This is a genomic window from Variovorax sp. V35 (assembly GCF_041154465.1).
Classification (GTDB): Bacteria; Pseudomonadota; Gammaproteobacteria; order Burkholderiales; family Burkholderiaceae_C; genus Variovorax; species Variovorax boronicumulans.
In genome coordinates this window covers 4,003,174-4,015,633 of the sequence record NZ_AP028666.1, presented here as the reverse complement: position 1 = coordinate 4,015,633, position 12,460 = coordinate 4,003,174, and the positions used below count along the sequence as shown (strand labels likewise).

Below are 12,460 nucleotides of genomic sequence, written 5' to 3'. Positions count from 1 at the left end.
GTCGTGTTCTGGCGGAAGGTCGTCGGCGGGCGTGCAGATGCGGCCCGGTCATGGGCCGGGCCGAGTCGGGTCAGTGGTTCTGGCGCAGGGCTAGAAGTCGACGTTCGCCGCGCCCTTGAGGCCGAGGATCTCGCGCGCCTCGGCGGGTGTCGCGATGTCGATGTTCAGGGCCTCCAGCACGGCGCGGATGCGCAGCACCTGTTCGGCGCTCGACGCGGCGAGCCGGCCCGGGCCGATCCACAGCGAGTCTTCGAGCCCGACGCGCACATGCGCGCCCATGGCCGCGCCGATGGTGGCCAGCGGCAGCTGGTTGCGGCCGGTGCCGAGGATCGACCACTCGAAGCGGTCGCCGAACAGCCGTGCGGCGGTGCGACGCATGTGCATCAGGTCTTCGGGGTCGGCACCGATGCCGCCCAGGATGCCGAAGACCGTCTGCACGAAGACCGGCGCCTGCACCAGCCCGCGGTCCAGGAAGTGCCGCAGGTTGTTGAGGTGGCTCACGTCGTAGCACTCGAACTCGAAACGCGTGCCGTTGGCGTTGCCGAGCTTGAGGATGTTCTCGATGTCGGCGAAGGTGTTCTTGAAGATCAGGTTGCGGCTGTTCTCCAGGTGCTCGCGCTCCCATTCATGCTCGAAGGACTTGAAGCGCTCCAGCATCGGAAAGAGGCCGAAGTTCATCGAGCCCATGTTGAGCGACGCGAGCTCGGGCTTGAAGGTGGTGGCCGGGCGCATGCGCTCCTCGACGCTCATGTGCGGGCTGCCGCCGGTGGTGATGTTGATCACCGCATCGGTTGCGGCCTTGATCTTCGAGAGGAAGGGGCGGAACAGGTCCGGGTCCTGCGACGGGCGGCCGTCCTTCGGGTCGCGCGCATGCAGGTGCAGGATCGCGGCGCCGGCGCGGGCGGCTTCGATCGAAGCTTGCGCAATCTCGTCGGCCGTCACGGGAAGGTGCGGCGACATGCTGGGCGTGTGGATGGCGCCCGTGGGAGCGCAGGTGATGATGGCTTTGGGGCGTTGGGCCATGAGGTGTCCGGAAAGAAGAAGAGGGAAAGAAAGGGCGTGCGAGCGGATCAGCTCAGTGCTTGCGTGTGGCCGTCCACCACGAGCTCCTGGCCCGTGACGCTGGCGGCCAGGTCGCTCGCGGCGAACAGCACCATGTTGGCGATGTCCGTGGCCGTCACCATGCGGCCCAGCGCGGCCTGCGCGGTGTAGGCGCGCGTCACTTCGTCGAGCGGCTTGCCCAGCGCCTCGGCCTTGGCGGCGATCACCGCACGGATGCGCGGACCGTCGACCGCGCCCGGCAGGATCGCGTTGACGCGGATGCCGTCGGCCCCAAGCTCGAGTGCCAGCGTTTTCGTGAAGCCGATGACGGCCCACTTCGAGGCGGAGTAGGGCGAGCGCCCCGGCATGCCCAGGTGCCCGGCGGCCGAGGACAGGTTGATGATGGCGGGCAGGCGGCCCTTGCGCAGCCGCGGCACGGCCAGCCGCACGCAGAGGAACTGGCCGGTGACGTTGACGGCCATCGTGCGTTCCCAGTCGGCGAGCGAGACGGTCTCGACCGGCCCGGTGGGGCCGGCCACGCCGGCGTTGTTCACCAGCACGTCGAGGCCGCCGAGTTCGCGGTCGACGGCCTCGAAGAGGCGGGCCACGTCGTCCTCGTTCGACACGTCGGCGACGCAGCGGCCCACCTCGGGCAGTTCACGCGCGAGCTGGTCGAGGCTGGCAGCCTGCACATCGCAGACGAAGACCTTGGCGCCCGCCGCCACGAAGCTGCGCACGATGTCCAGGCCGATGCCGTTGGCACCGGCGGTGACGAGCACGCGCCGGCCGGCGAGGGAGTTGTTGTTCCACATGCTGAAGAGATCCTTGAGGTCGATTTCGGAATGACGGGGATCGTATATCTGTGATCACAGATAATTCATAGGGAATACCCCGGCCATATACTTCGACGCATGAGCCTCACCGATCTCGTCACCCCCCTGAAGCGCCAGACGCTCAGCGCCAACGTCTACGACCAGTTGCGCGACCTCGTGATGAGTGGGCAGATGATGCCGGGCGAGCAGATTTCATTGCGCAGCGCGGCCGAGGCGCTGGGCGTGAGCGTGATGCCGGTGCGCGAGGCGATGCAGCGCCTGGTGGCCGAGCAGGCGCTCGAACTCACGCCCAGCCGCACCTTGCGCGTGCCCCGGATGACGGCGGCCCAGTTCAAGGAAATCACCACCATCCGCACCAACCTCGAAGGCCTGGCCACGGAGCTGGCGGCCTCGGCGTCGGGCGCGGTGGCGCTGCGCGACATCACGCGCTGGCATGACGAGTTCGCGGCCGAGATGAATGCGGCGAGCCCGGACGGCTCGAAGCTCGTCACCTTCAACAAGGAGTTCCACTTCGCGGTCTACGCCGCCGCCGACATGCCGGTGTTGTTGCAGATGATCGAGGCGCTGTGGCTGCGCATCGGCCCCATCCTCAACTACGACCTGCGGGCCGGCTCGCGCCGCGTGGGGGACAAGGTGGCGATGTCGCACCATGCGGCGCTGCTGGCCGCGCTGAAGCGCCGCGATGGTGCCAAGGCCCGTGCCGCGCTGCAGGGCGACATCGAAAGCGCGGCGGAGTTCATCCTGTCGACGGGCGTGCTCGTGTCCGATGGCACGCTGCCGCCGCAGAACGCCGCACCAGCGGCGAAGAAGGCGCGCAGCGCGGCGGGCACCGCGCGCTGACGGTCAGAGCGTCGGGTCCTGCCCCGGCGCCGCGCTGCGCACCGCCAGCGTCTGCAGCCGCGCATAGAGTCCGTCGCGCGCCATGAGCTGTTCGTGGCTGCCCTGCTCGGCGATGCGGCCTTGCTCCATCACGATGATGCGGTCGGCGTGCTGGATGGTCGACAGGCGGTGCGCCACGATCAGCGTGGTGCGGCCTTGCATCAGGCGCTGCAGGGCGTCCTGCACCAGCCGTTCCGATTCGGTGTCCAGCGCCGATGTGGCTTCGTCGAGCAGCAGCACGGGCGCGTTCTTGTACAGCGCGCGGGCAATCGCCAGCCGCTGGCGCTGGCCGCCCGACAGCTGCGTGGCGTTGTGGCCCAGCACAGTGTCGATGCCCTGCGGCAGGGTTTCGACGTGCGTGCTCAGGTTGGCCGCCTCGAGGCAGGACTGCACGCGCGCGATGTCGATGTCGCCGCCCAGCGCCACGTTGGCGGCGAGTGTGTCGTTGAGCATCACCACGTCCTGGCTCACCATCGCGAACTGGGCGCGCAGGCTCTTGAGCTGCCACTCGCTGGTGTCGTGGCCGTCGAGCAGCACCTGGCCGCCGCTGGGCTGCACGAAACGCGGCAGCAGGTTGACCAGCGTGGTCTTGCCCGAGCCCGAGGGGCCGACGAAGGCCACCACCTGGCCGGGTTCGATGACGAGGTTCACGCCGTCGAGCGCGCGCTGTTCGTCGTCGCCGCGGTAGCTGACCTGCACGTTGCGTAGCTCGATGTGGCCTTGCGCGTGCGCGATGCTGAAGGTGCCCTGCGATTCAGGCGCGACTTCGTCGATGAGGATCAGCCCGCGCTCCAGCGCTGCGAGGCCGCGCGTGATCGGCCCGGCCACTTCGGCCAGGCGACGGATCGGTGCGATCAGCATCAGCATGGCCGTGATGTAGGCGACGAAGCCGCCCACCGTGAAGCCCTGCTTGCCGCTTTGCCACAGCGCGATCATCACCACCACCGACAGCGCCAGCGAAGCCATCATCTGCGTCAGCGGCGTGGTGGCGGCCTGGGCGATGGTGGACTTCACGGCCAGGCGGTTCAGGCGCTGGCTCAGTTGTTCGAAGCGGCGCTCCTGCGCCTGCTCCGCGCCGTGCAGCCGCACGACGCGGTGGGCCAGCACGTTTTCCTCGACCACGTAGGCCAGCTCGTCGGTGGCCTGCTGGCCTTGCTGCGTGAGCTTGTACAGGCGCTTGGAGAACACCTTCATGATCCAGGAGATGCTGGGCACCAGGAAGGCGACGATGAGCGTGAGCTTCCAGTTCAGGTAGACCAGGTAGCCCAGCAGCGCGATCAGCGTGAAGCCGTCGCGCGACAGCCCGAGCAGCGCCTGCACCAGCAGCATGGCGCCGGTCTGCACCTCGTACACCACCGTGTTCGACAGCGCGCTGGCCGACTGCCGCGCGAACAGCGCCAGCTCGGCGCCGAGCAGTCGCTCGAACAGCACGCGGCGCAGCTTCTGCATGCCTTCGTTGGCGATGCGCGAGAGCGCGTACTGCGAAATGAATTGCGCGATGCCGCGCACAGCGAACAGCAGCAGCACGGCGGCCGGAATGAACCACAGCGGCATTTCGCCGCGCGTGAAGCCCCGGTCGAGCAGCGGCTTGAGCAGGGCGGCCATGAGCGGCTCGGTGAGTGCGGCCAGCAGGGCGCCGATCAGCCCCACGGCCCACCATTGGCGCGAACTGCCGAACCAGGTCATGAGTCGCGCCAGCCGGCGCATGAGGGGAGGGCGGGCGCTCTCGCTGCCGGGGGATGCTTGCATATGGCGGCGGATTTTACGGGGCCGCTCCGGCCGCCTTTCGAGAGGCCTGTAGGACCATTTCGCCGGATAAACGTTTTGTGACGGCGGGTTCAACCCAGTGTGTAACATGTGGCCCGTGAAACGCCGGGGAGAAACTTTTTACCCGGAAACCTCTCCGAACCGCATGAACAAGCCGTTGCCAGATCTTTCCCCAACTCCTTCTTCATCGTTGATTGCACGCCGCAGCCTCATCGCGGCCCTTGCTGCCTCTCCCATGCTTCCCGCCATGGCCCAGTTCCGGGTCGAGGTGTCGGGCGTGGGGCTGACGCAGTTGCCGATCGCGCTCGTGCCTTTCCGGGGGCAGGACGCCTCGCCCCAGAAGATTTCCGACATCGTCCAGGCCGACCTCGAACGCAGCGGCCAGTTCCGCGGCGTCGATGCCTCGGGCCAGGCACTCGACGAGTCCTCGCGCCCCGACCTCGCCCTGTGGCGCCAGCGCACCGCCGACTCGCTCGTGGTGGGCAGCGTGAGCCGGTTGGGCGACGGCCGCTACGACGTGCGCTTCCGCCTGTGGGACGTCGTGAAAGACCGCGACCTCGGCGGCCAGAGCTACACCGTGCCGCAGGGCGACCTGCGCTTGGCGGCCCACCGCATCGCCGACTACGTGTACGAGAAGCTGACCGGCGAGAAGGGCATCTTCTCGACCCGCATCGCCTACGTCACCAAGGGGGGCAGCCGCTACTCGCTGTGGGTGGCCGATGCCGACGGCGAGAACGCACAGGCCGCGCTCGCCAGCCCCGAGCCGATCATCTCGCCTTGCTGGTCGTCCAACGGCCAGCAGTTGGCGTATGTGTCCTTCGAGTCGCGCAAGCCCGTGGTCTACGTGCACAACGTGGCCAGCGGCCAGCGCCGGCTGCTCGCCAACTTCAAGGGCTCCAACAGCGCCCCGGCCTGGGCGCCCGACGGCGGCTCGCTGGCCGTCACGCTCAGCCGCGACGGCGGTTCGCAGCTGTACACCATCCCGGCCAGCGGCGGCGAACCGCGCCGCCTCACCCAGAGCTCGAGCATCGACACCGAGCCCGTGTACTCGGCCGACGGCAGCACGATCTACTTCGTGAGCGACCGCGGCGGCGCGCCCCAGATCTACAAGATGAGCGCCAGCGGCGGCAACCCGACGCGGGTCACCTTCAGCGGCACCTACAACATTTCTCCATCTGTCAGCGGCGATGGCCGGTGGTTGGCCTACATCTCGCGGGTCGGTGGTGCGTTCAAACTCCACGTGATGGAGTTGGCCAGCGGCAATGTCGCCGCGATCACCGACACCACGGCCGACGAGAGCCCGAGCTTCGCACCCAACAGCAAGCTGATCGTCTATGCCACGCACCTGCAAGGCCGCGAGGCGCTCATGACGACCACGCTGGACGGAAAGATCAAGGCCCGCCTCGCGGGCCAGGCGGGAGACATCCGTGAACCGGACTGGGGTCCGTTTCAAAAGCAATAAGCATTGACCAGATAAATTTACTTGAGGAGTTCGCAAATGTTGAAACGTACGATCTATTCGCTCGCCATCGTGGCGCTCATCGCCGGTTGCTCGTCGGGCACCAAGCTCAACGAAACGCCGGTCACCGACCGCAGCGGCACGGCCGGCGGCCAGCAAGGCGGCGCAACCGCCGTGGCCCCGGTGACCATCGACCCGAACGCCAACACGGCGCAAGGTCCGGTCGGCGTGGCACGCATCGTGTACTTCGACTACGACAGCTACACGGTCAAGCCCGAGTTCCAGTCGGTGATCGACGGCCACGCGCGCTTCCTCAAGGGCGCCACGCAACGTCGCATCTCGATCGAAGGCCACACCGACGAGCGCGGCGGCCGCGAGTACAACCTGGCCCTCGGCCAGAAGCGTTCCGAAGCCGTGCGCCGTGCGCTCACGCTGCTGGGCGTGAGCGACAGCCAGATCGAAGCCGTGAGCTTCGGCAAGGAAAAGCCCGCAGCCCAAGGCTCGGGCGAAGAAGTGTGGGCGCAGAACCGCCGCGCTGAAATCCGCTACACCCGGTGATGCAACCACGTGCCCTGTGGCGAGGCGCGGCCCTCGCCGCCGCCTTGTTCTGCGCGTCGGCCGGCTCGCAGGCTGCGCTGTTCGAGGACGACGAGGCGCGCCGCGCCATCCTCGACCTGCGCCAGCGCGTCGAAGCCATGCGCCAGCAGACCGACCAGCGCCTGGCCGACGAAAACGGCCAGCTGCGTCGCAGCCTGCTCGACCTGCAAAGCCAGATCGAGCAGATGCGCGGCGAACTGGCACGCATGACCGGCCAGAACGAGCAGCTCACGCGCACGCTCAGCGAAATGCAGTCGCGCCAGACCACGATCGACGACAAGCTCAAGCAGAACGAGCCTTCCAAGGTCTCGATCGACGGCCGCGAGTTCAACGCCGATCCGAAGGAAAAGGCCGACTTCGAAGCCGCCCTGGGCGTCTTCCGCTCGGGCCAGTTCGCGCAGGCCCAGACCGCCTTCGCCGAGTTCGTGAAGCGCTACCCGCAAAGCGGCTACAACGCGTCCGCGCTGTTCTGGCTCGGCAATGCGCAGTACGCCACGCGCAACTACAACGAAGCCATCGCCAATTTCCGCTCGATGCTCTCGCTCGCGCCCGACCACGCCAAGGCACCCGAAGCCGTGCTGTCGATCGCGAATTGCCAGATCGAACTGAAGGACACGCGCGCCGCACGCCGCACGCTGGAAGACCTGACCAAGGCCTACCCGCAGTCGGAAGCCGCACAGGCCGGCCGCGAGCGTCTGTCGCGCCTGCGTTGATGCAATGACCGTTTCGACGGAGTGTTCCGCTTGAGAGTGCTTCGATGACGCCTTCGGCTGAAGAAGCCTCGTCCCTCCCCATGGCCGCCGCGGATGTCCTCACCGACACCGCGGCGCCTGACTTTGCGCGCCGCTTCGGCGGCCTCGAGCGCCTGTACGGCGTGGCCGGTGCCGCGCGCATCCGTCACGCGCATGTGCTCGTCGTCGGCATCGGCGGCGTGGGCTCGTGGGCCGTGGAGGCGCTGGCACGCAGTGGGGTGGGGCGCCTGACGCTCATCGATCTCGACCACGTGTCGGAGTCGAACATCAACCGCCAGATTCACGCGCTCGACTCGACCGTCGGGCAGGCCAAGGTCGAGGCCATGCGCGAGCGCATCGCGCAGATCAACCCCGACTGCCAGGTGCTCGCCATCGACGAGTTCGTCGAGCCCGACAACTGGGCTTCGCTGCTCGAGACCGCGCAGGCCGCCCACGGACCGGTCCATGCGGTCATCGATGCCTGCGACCAGGTGAAGGCCAAGCTCGCCATCGCCGCCTGGGCACGCACCGTGTCGCGCAGCACCGCGTTCATCACGGTCGGTGCGGCGGGCGGCAAGCGGCAGGCGCACAAGGTCGACATCGACGACCTCTCGCTCGTCACCCACGACCCGCTGTTGGCCCAGCTTCGCCAGCGGCTGCGCAAGCTGCACGGCGCGCCGCGCGAAGGCCGCAAGATCGGCCTCGCCTGCGTGTTCAGCCGCGAGAGCGTGGCACCGCCCGATGCGTCCTGCCAGATCGATGCGGGCGACGGTTCGCTCAACTGCCACGGCTACGGATCGGTGGTCAGCGTGACCGCCACCTTCGGTCAATGTGCGGCAGGCTGGGTGCTCGACGAAATTGCGAGAAACACCACGCTATAATCCAAGGCTTTGCTGGATTCAACGTCGGCAAGAAGCAAGAAAAATGGTTCCGGGACGTTAGCTCAGTTGGTAGAGCAGCGGACTTTTAATCCGTTGGTCACTGGTTCGAATCCAGTACGTCCTACCACCGAGCCATGCGAAACATGAAAAGCCAGCTGTCACCCGACAGCTGGCTTTTTTCTTGGGTCCGACGCCAGGCAGGCGGTCAGGACGCCGGCTGTTGCCGGAGCCGCTTGAGCAGTTCGCGCCCCACGCCAAGCGCCGACGCCGGGTTCTGCCCGGTGATGAGCTCGCGGTCCATCACCACGTTCGGCGTGAACGGCGCCTGGTTGCTGCTGTAGGCGCCGCCGGCCTGCTGCAGCGCGGTCTGCGGGTAGAACTTCATCGTGCCGCCCTGCAGCGCCGCCTTGGCAAGCTCCTCCTCCTGGTTGCTGATCACGGTCATGCGGTAGCCGGCGTAGATCCAGTCGGGGCGTTGCTCGACCGTGCCGCCCGCCGCGAGCCGGTTCGTGAAGCCCTGTGCATCGGGCAAGGTCGAGAGCAGTGCGATCGGGCCGTGGCACACGAGGGCCGTGGTCTTGTGGCGTGCATGGAAGTCCGCGAGCAGCCGGCCCAGCGCGGGGCTGGTCAGCAGGTCCTGCATGGGCGCATGGCCACCCGGCACATAGACGGCATCGAAGCGGGCGTAGCCGATCTGCGCCACGCGCGACAGGCTGATCACCGGCGAGTCCGTGCGCGAGGTGAGCTTCAATTTGTCGAGCAGTGCCTTGTGCTGTTTGAGGGCGGCTTCGTCGCCATCGAAATACATCTTGTCGACCGACGATGCGTCCACGGTGGGCGCGTTGCCCTGCGGCGTAGCGAAGGTCAGCTGGTGGCCGGCGTCGAGCAGCAGCTTCACCGGCTGCATCAGTTCGTTCAGATAGAAGCCGGTGGCGAAGACCTTGCCGTCCTTCAGGTCGAGGTGGTCGGCATCCGACAGCACGACCAGCACGTTGGCGGCCTGCGCGCCGAGTGCGGCCATGCCGAGGGTCGCGACGGCGGCGAGTTTGTGGAGCGAGTTCATGGACGTTCTTTCCTTTCAGTTCTGGCGCAGCAGCAGTTCGCGCATCGCCGCGCCGACGCCCGCGGCCGACTGCGGGTTCTGCCCCGTGACGAGCCGGCCGTCGACCACGACCTGCGCCGTCCAGTCGGGCGCCGGATGGTGGTGCGCGCCGCGTTGCACGAGCGTGGTGGCGAGCAGGAAGGGCACGGTCTGCGCGAGGCCGACGGCGCGTTCTTCGTCGTCGGTGAAGGCGCTGAGGTTCTTGCCCGCGACCAGGTAGGCGCCGTTGCCCAGCGTCACGTTGACCAGCGCCGCGGGGCCGTGGCACACCGCGCCCACCACGCCGCCCGCTTCGTAGACCTCGCGGGTCACGCGCGCTGCGTCGGGGCTGGTCGGAAAGTCCCACATCGAGCCGTGCCCGCCGGCGAAGAAGATCGCGCTGTACTTCGAGGCGTCGACATCGCCCAGGCGCTGCGTGTGACGCAGGGCCTCGCGAAAGCCGCTGTCGTTCCAGTAGCGCGCATTGATCGCATCGCCGAGGTCCAGGCCATCGACCGGCGGTTCGCCGCCCTGGATGGACGCGAGTTCGAAGGGGATTCCGGCTGCTTCGAGCTCTGCCAGCGGGTGGGTCAGTTCGCCGAGGTAGAAGCCCGTCGGCTCGCCGCCGGTGGCGCCCTTGGTGCCATGGCTGGTGAGCACCATGAGCACGGGGCGGATCGACGGGGCGGTGGTGGTGGAAGTCATCTGTAGCTCCTGGAGAAGGGTGAAGAGGCCGGGCCCTGCGGCCCTTGAGATCGAATGTATTGATTGCCTCGCCGGCGATAAACTGGCCGGTCAGGAAAATATTTGTTCTTTGGGAGACAAGATGAGCCGCCGATTCGATCACCTAGGAGATGTGGAAACCTTCATCACCGTGGTCGAGAAGGGCTCGATGACTGCCGGTGCCGTGGCGCTGGCGACGACGCCCTCGGTGCTCAGCCGCGCGATCACGCGCCTGGAGGCGCGGCTGGGCGTGCAGCTGCTGCGCCGCACGACGCGGCGCCTGAGCCTCACCGAGCAGGGGCGGCTGTACCTGGAGCAGTCGCGTGCGGCCTTCGCGCTCATCGACGATGCCGAGCGCGCGATGCAGGGGCAGGGCGACGAGCTCACCGGCAGCGTGCGCCTGAGCGTGCCCACCACCTATGCCCATCACCGGCTGCCGGCGCTGCTGCAGCCTTTCTGCACCCGCCACCCGCAGGTGCGCGTCGAGCTGAACATCACCAACCGCAACGTCGACCTCGTGGCCGAGGGCTACGACCTCGCGATCCGCATGGGTCCGTTGCCCGACAGCGGCCTGGTCGGGCGCAAGCTTGAGGACGCGCCGATGTGCCTGCTGGCCGCGCCGGACTACATCGCGCGCGCAGGCATGCCGGCGCGCATCGGCGACCTCGCGCAGCACGCCTGCCTGCCTTTCGTGATGCCCAGCACCGGCCGCGTGGCGCCGTGGATTCTTCAGGAGGACGGGCGCGACGTGGACTGGACGCCGCACGGCAGCCTCCAGGTGTCGGACGATGTGTTGGGCGTGGTTGCGCTCGCGCTGAGCGGGCTCGGAATCTGCCAGACCTACGACTTCATCGCGCGCCCGCTGTTCGCGCGGGGCCGTGCGGTGGAGGTGCTGGCGCCGGCGTGCGGGCGTTCGCGGCCGGTGTCGGTGATCTATGCGCCGCACCGGCGGCTGTCGTCCGCCTCGCGCGCCCTGATCGATGCGTTGGCCGGCGCGCCGGCCTGACGCGGTGCGCGGGGCTCAGCGGTCGAACGCGGCCTGCAGCTCGGCCTTGCCCGTGACGCCGCGGTGCAGCTGGAGCATGAGCAGCAGGCGCGCCTTCTGCGGGCTCAGGTCGCCGGCCATCACGGCGCCGGCCTCGTCGCTGGTCTTGCCGCCACCCACGAAGCCGTAGACCGGGCGCGTGCGGCCGTTGTGCACGCGCGTGGAGACGACCACCGGCACGCCTTTCGACAGCGCGTACTTGAGCGCCTCGAACATCGAGACGTTCATGTTGCCCATGCCCACCGCCTGCACCACGATGCCCTTGGCGCCCTGGTCGACGGCGTAGCGCATGAGCGAGCCGTCGGCGCCGCCGAACATGGCGACGATTTCCACGCGCGGCATCTCGGCGCTGCCGATGTCGATGTGCTGGCGGCGCAGCGGCGCACGGGTGAAGATGACCTTGTCGTCCCACACCTCGCCCAGGAAACCGAAGTCGCCCGAATTGAAGGTCTCGACGTTGGCGGTGTGCGTCTTGGTGACGTTGCGCGCCGCGTTGATCTGGTTGTTCATCGCCAGCATCACGCCCTTGCCGCGCGCCTCGGGCGTGGTGGCGATGCGGATGGCGTTGAGCAGGTTGCGCGGGCCGTCGAAGTCGGGTGACGAGGCATTGCGCTGCGCGCCGATCAGGATCACCGGCTTGTCGGACTTGACGGTCAGGTCCAGCCAGTAGGCCGTTTCTTCCATGGTGTCGGTGCCGTGCGCGATGACCACGCCGGCCACCTCGGGGCGCGCGAGCGCGTCGTCGACGGCCTTGGTCAGGCGCGTCCACCATTTCGCCTCGATGTAGTTGGACGACATGGCCGAGAAGTTGTTGACCTCGATGGTCGCGTACTTGCCGGCGTCGGGCACCGTCTGCATCAGGTCGTCGCCCGAGATCGCGGGCACCACGCCCTTGGTGACGGGGTCGATCTTCATCGCGATGGTGCCGCCCGTGGCGATGAACTGCACGACGGGTCGGGTCTGCGCCTGCGCCGACGTGGCCACGGCTGCCAGGCCGATCGCCGCAAGTGCGAGTGTCCTCTTCAGAGTCTTCATGGGTTTCCTTGGCGGTGTGAGGGTGCGCGCCGATGCTACGCGACGGCTGCGCCACACCGTGGACGCCCAGGAAGATGTGCCCCATCGGGCACGCAGGCGGGGCTACGCCGGGGCGTGCCAGTCTTGCGTGGTCTGCGCTGCGAGGTTCACGGCGCCTTCGTGGCAGGGCTGAACCTCCAGGGGATCGCACGGGCTGCTGATCTGGCGCCCGTCGAACTTGATGCGGATGTGCGAATTGCTCGCGCCGGCGACGGTGCCGAGCCGGCCGCCGCAGATGACGCGGGCTCCTCTTTCGAAGCTGACGCCGTAGCGTTCGCGGATGTCCCTGAGGCTCATGTGATTCCCTTTGTTCCCTGTGCTGACAGTGAACGAATCGTCTCTTGGGCCC

The 12,460-nt window shown here is 67.9% G+C and carries 13 protein-coding genes and 1 tRNA gene; 7 read left to right on the top strand and 7 right to left on the bottom strand.

What is annotated here, in order from left to right:
- Positions 1–90 precede the first annotated feature (90 nt).
- Positions 91–1,023, bottom strand: coding sequence for a 3-keto-5-aminohexanoate cleavage protein (locus tag ACAM42_RS18610; RefSeq protein WP_369628985.1), 933 nt, complete (start codon positions 1,021–1,023; stop codon positions 91–93).
- Between the two features lie 47 nt (positions 1,024–1,070).
- Positions 1,071–1,853 (bottom strand): SDR family oxidoreductase, encoded by a 783-nt coding sequence (locus ACAM42_RS18605; RefSeq protein WP_070060808.1) that lies wholly within the window; start codon positions 1,851–1,853, stop codon positions 1,071–1,073.
- A gap of 99 nt (positions 1,854–1,952) precedes the next feature.
- On the opposite strand from ACAM42_RS18605, the gene ACAM42_RS18600 reads away from it, so the two are divergent.
- Complete coding sequence (locus ACAM42_RS18600) at positions 1,953–2,714, top strand: GntR family transcriptional regulator (RefSeq protein WP_095745433.1); 762 nt, start codon at positions 1,953–1,955, stop codon at positions 2,712–2,714.
- A gap of 3 nt (positions 2,715–2,717) precedes the next feature.
- On the opposite strand, the gene msbA is transcribed toward ACAM42_RS18600, so the two are convergent.
- The gene (msbA, locus tag ACAM42_RS18595) at positions 2,718–4,502 is read right to left on the bottom strand and encodes a lipid A export permease/ATP-binding protein MsbA (RefSeq protein ID WP_369628984.1); all 1,785 of its coding nucleotides are present in this window, start codon (positions 4,500–4,502) and stop codon (positions 2,718–2,720) included.
- Positions 4,503–4,755: 253 nt separating this feature from the next.
- Here msbA and tolB point away from each other — a divergent pair, with 253 nt between their 5' ends.
- The 5 genes from tolB to ACAM42_RS18570 all read left to right on the top strand — a co-directional run bounded on the left by tolB (position 4,756) and on the right by ACAM42_RS18570 (position 8,315).
- On the top strand, positions 4,756–5,982 hold the full coding sequence (gene tolB, locus ACAM42_RS18590) for a Tol-Pal system beta propeller repeat protein TolB (RefSeq protein ID WP_216360076.1): 1,227 nt from the start codon (positions 4,756–4,758) through the stop codon (positions 5,980–5,982).
- Between the two features lie 36 nt (positions 5,983–6,018).
- Positions 6,019–6,537: a peptidoglycan-associated lipoprotein Pal gene (gene pal / locus ACAM42_RS18585; protein ID WP_070060805.1), complete on the top strand. Its 519-nt coding sequence runs from the start codon at positions 6,019–6,021 to the stop codon at positions 6,535–6,537.
- On the top strand, positions 6,537–7,289 hold the full coding sequence (gene ybgF / locus ACAM42_RS18580; protein WP_062470144.1) for a tol-pal system protein YbgF: 753 nt from the start codon (positions 6,537–6,539) through the stop codon (positions 7,287–7,289). Before pal ends, ybgF begins: the two co-directional genes overlap by 1 nt.
- An 80-nt stretch (positions 7,290–7,369) precedes the next feature.
- Complete coding sequence (locus ACAM42_RS18575) at positions 7,370–8,188, top strand: ThiF family adenylyltransferase (RefSeq protein ID WP_369632783.1); 819 nt, start codon at positions 7,370–7,372, stop codon at positions 8,186–8,188.
- A 51-nt stretch (positions 8,189–8,239) separates the two neighbouring features.
- Positions 8,240–8,315, top strand: a tRNA-Lys gene (locus ACAM42_RS18570).
- A gap of 78 nt (positions 8,316–8,393) precedes the next feature.
- On the opposite strand, the gene ACAM42_RS18565 is transcribed toward ACAM42_RS18570, so the two are convergent.
- Together ACAM42_RS18565 and ACAM42_RS18560 are read right to left on the bottom strand one after the other, a co-directional pair.
- Positions 8,394–9,251, bottom strand: a complete 858-nt coding sequence (locus ACAM42_RS18565) for a type 1 glutamine amidotransferase domain-containing protein (protein WP_307635746.1) — start codon at positions 9,249–9,251, stop codon at positions 8,394–8,396.
- A 15-nt stretch (positions 9,252–9,266) separates the two neighbouring features.
- On the bottom strand, positions 9,267–9,974 hold the full coding sequence (locus ACAM42_RS18560) for a type 1 glutamine amidotransferase domain-containing protein (protein ID WP_369628983.1): 708 nt from the start codon (positions 9,972–9,974) through the stop codon (positions 9,267–9,269).
- A 121-nt stretch (positions 9,975–10,095) separates the two neighbouring features.
- Between ACAM42_RS18560 and ACAM42_RS18555 the strand changes: the two genes are divergently transcribed.
- Entirely contained in the window at positions 10,096–10,998 is a 903-nt protein-coding gene (locus ACAM42_RS18555) for a LysR family transcriptional regulator (RefSeq protein WP_369628982.1), read from the top strand.
- A 15-nt stretch (positions 10,999–11,013) separates the two neighbouring features.
- Here ACAM42_RS18555 and ACAM42_RS18550 read toward each other — a convergent pair whose 3' ends face one another.
- Positions 11,014–12,072, bottom strand: a complete 1,059-nt coding sequence (locus tag ACAM42_RS18550) for an asparaginase (protein WP_369628981.1) — start codon at positions 12,070–12,072, stop codon at positions 11,014–11,016.
- Between the two features lie 102 nt (positions 12,073–12,174).
- A complete protein-coding gene (locus tag ACAM42_RS18545) occupies positions 12,175–12,408 on the bottom strand; it encodes a hypothetical protein (protein WP_369628980.1) in 234 nt (77 codons plus the stop codon).
- Positions 12,409–12,460: the final 52 nt, after the last annotated feature.

Coding starts and splice junctions, on each gene's coding strand:
- ACAM42_RS18560 (WP_369628983.1), bottom strand. CDS start 9,974: ATGACTTCCACCACCACCGCCCCGTCGATCCGCCCCGTGCTCATGGTG.
- ybgF (WP_062470144.1), top strand. CDS start 6,537: ATGCAACCACGTGCCCTGTGGCGAGGCGCGGCCCTCGCCGCCGCCTTG.
- pal (WP_070060805.1), top strand. CDS start 6,019: ATGTTGAAACGTACGATCTATTCGCTCGCCATCGTGGCGCTCATCGCC.
- ACAM42_RS18600 (WP_095745433.1), top strand. CDS start 1,953: ATGAGCCTCACCGATCTCGTCACCCCCCTGAAGCGCCAGACGCTCAGC.
- ACAM42_RS18565 (WP_307635746.1), bottom strand. CDS start 9,251: ATGAACTCGCTCCACAAACTCGCCGCCGTCGCGACCCTCGGCATGGCC.
- ACAM42_RS18555 (WP_369628982.1), top strand. CDS start 10,096: ATGAGCCGCCGATTCGATCACCTAGGAGATGTGGAAACCTTCATCACC.
- ACAM42_RS18575 (WP_369632783.1), top strand. CDS start 7,370: ATGGCCGCCGCGGATGTCCTCACCGACACCGCGGCGCCTGACTTTGCG.
- ACAM42_RS18610 (WP_369628985.1), bottom strand. CDS start 1,023: ATGGCCCAACGCCCCAAAGCCATCATCACCTGCGCTCCCACGGGCGCC.
- ACAM42_RS18545 (WP_369628980.1), bottom strand. CDS start 12,408: ATGAGCCTCAGGGACATCCGCGAACGCTACGGCGTCAGCTTCGAAAGA.
- tolB (WP_216360076.1), top strand. CDS start 4,756: ATGCTTCCCGCCATGGCCCAGTTCCGGGTCGAGGTGTCGGGCGTGGGG.
- ACAM42_RS18605 (WP_070060808.1), bottom strand. CDS start 1,853: ATGTGGAACAACAACTCCCTCGCCGGCCGGCGCGTGCTCGTCACCGCC.
- ACAM42_RS18550 (WP_369628981.1), bottom strand. CDS start 12,072: ATGAAGACTCTGAAGAGGACACTCGCACTTGCGGCGATCGGCCTGGCA.
- msbA (WP_369628984.1), bottom strand. CDS start 4,502: ATGCAAGCATCCCCCGGCAGCGAGAGCGCCCGCCCTCCCCTCATGCGC.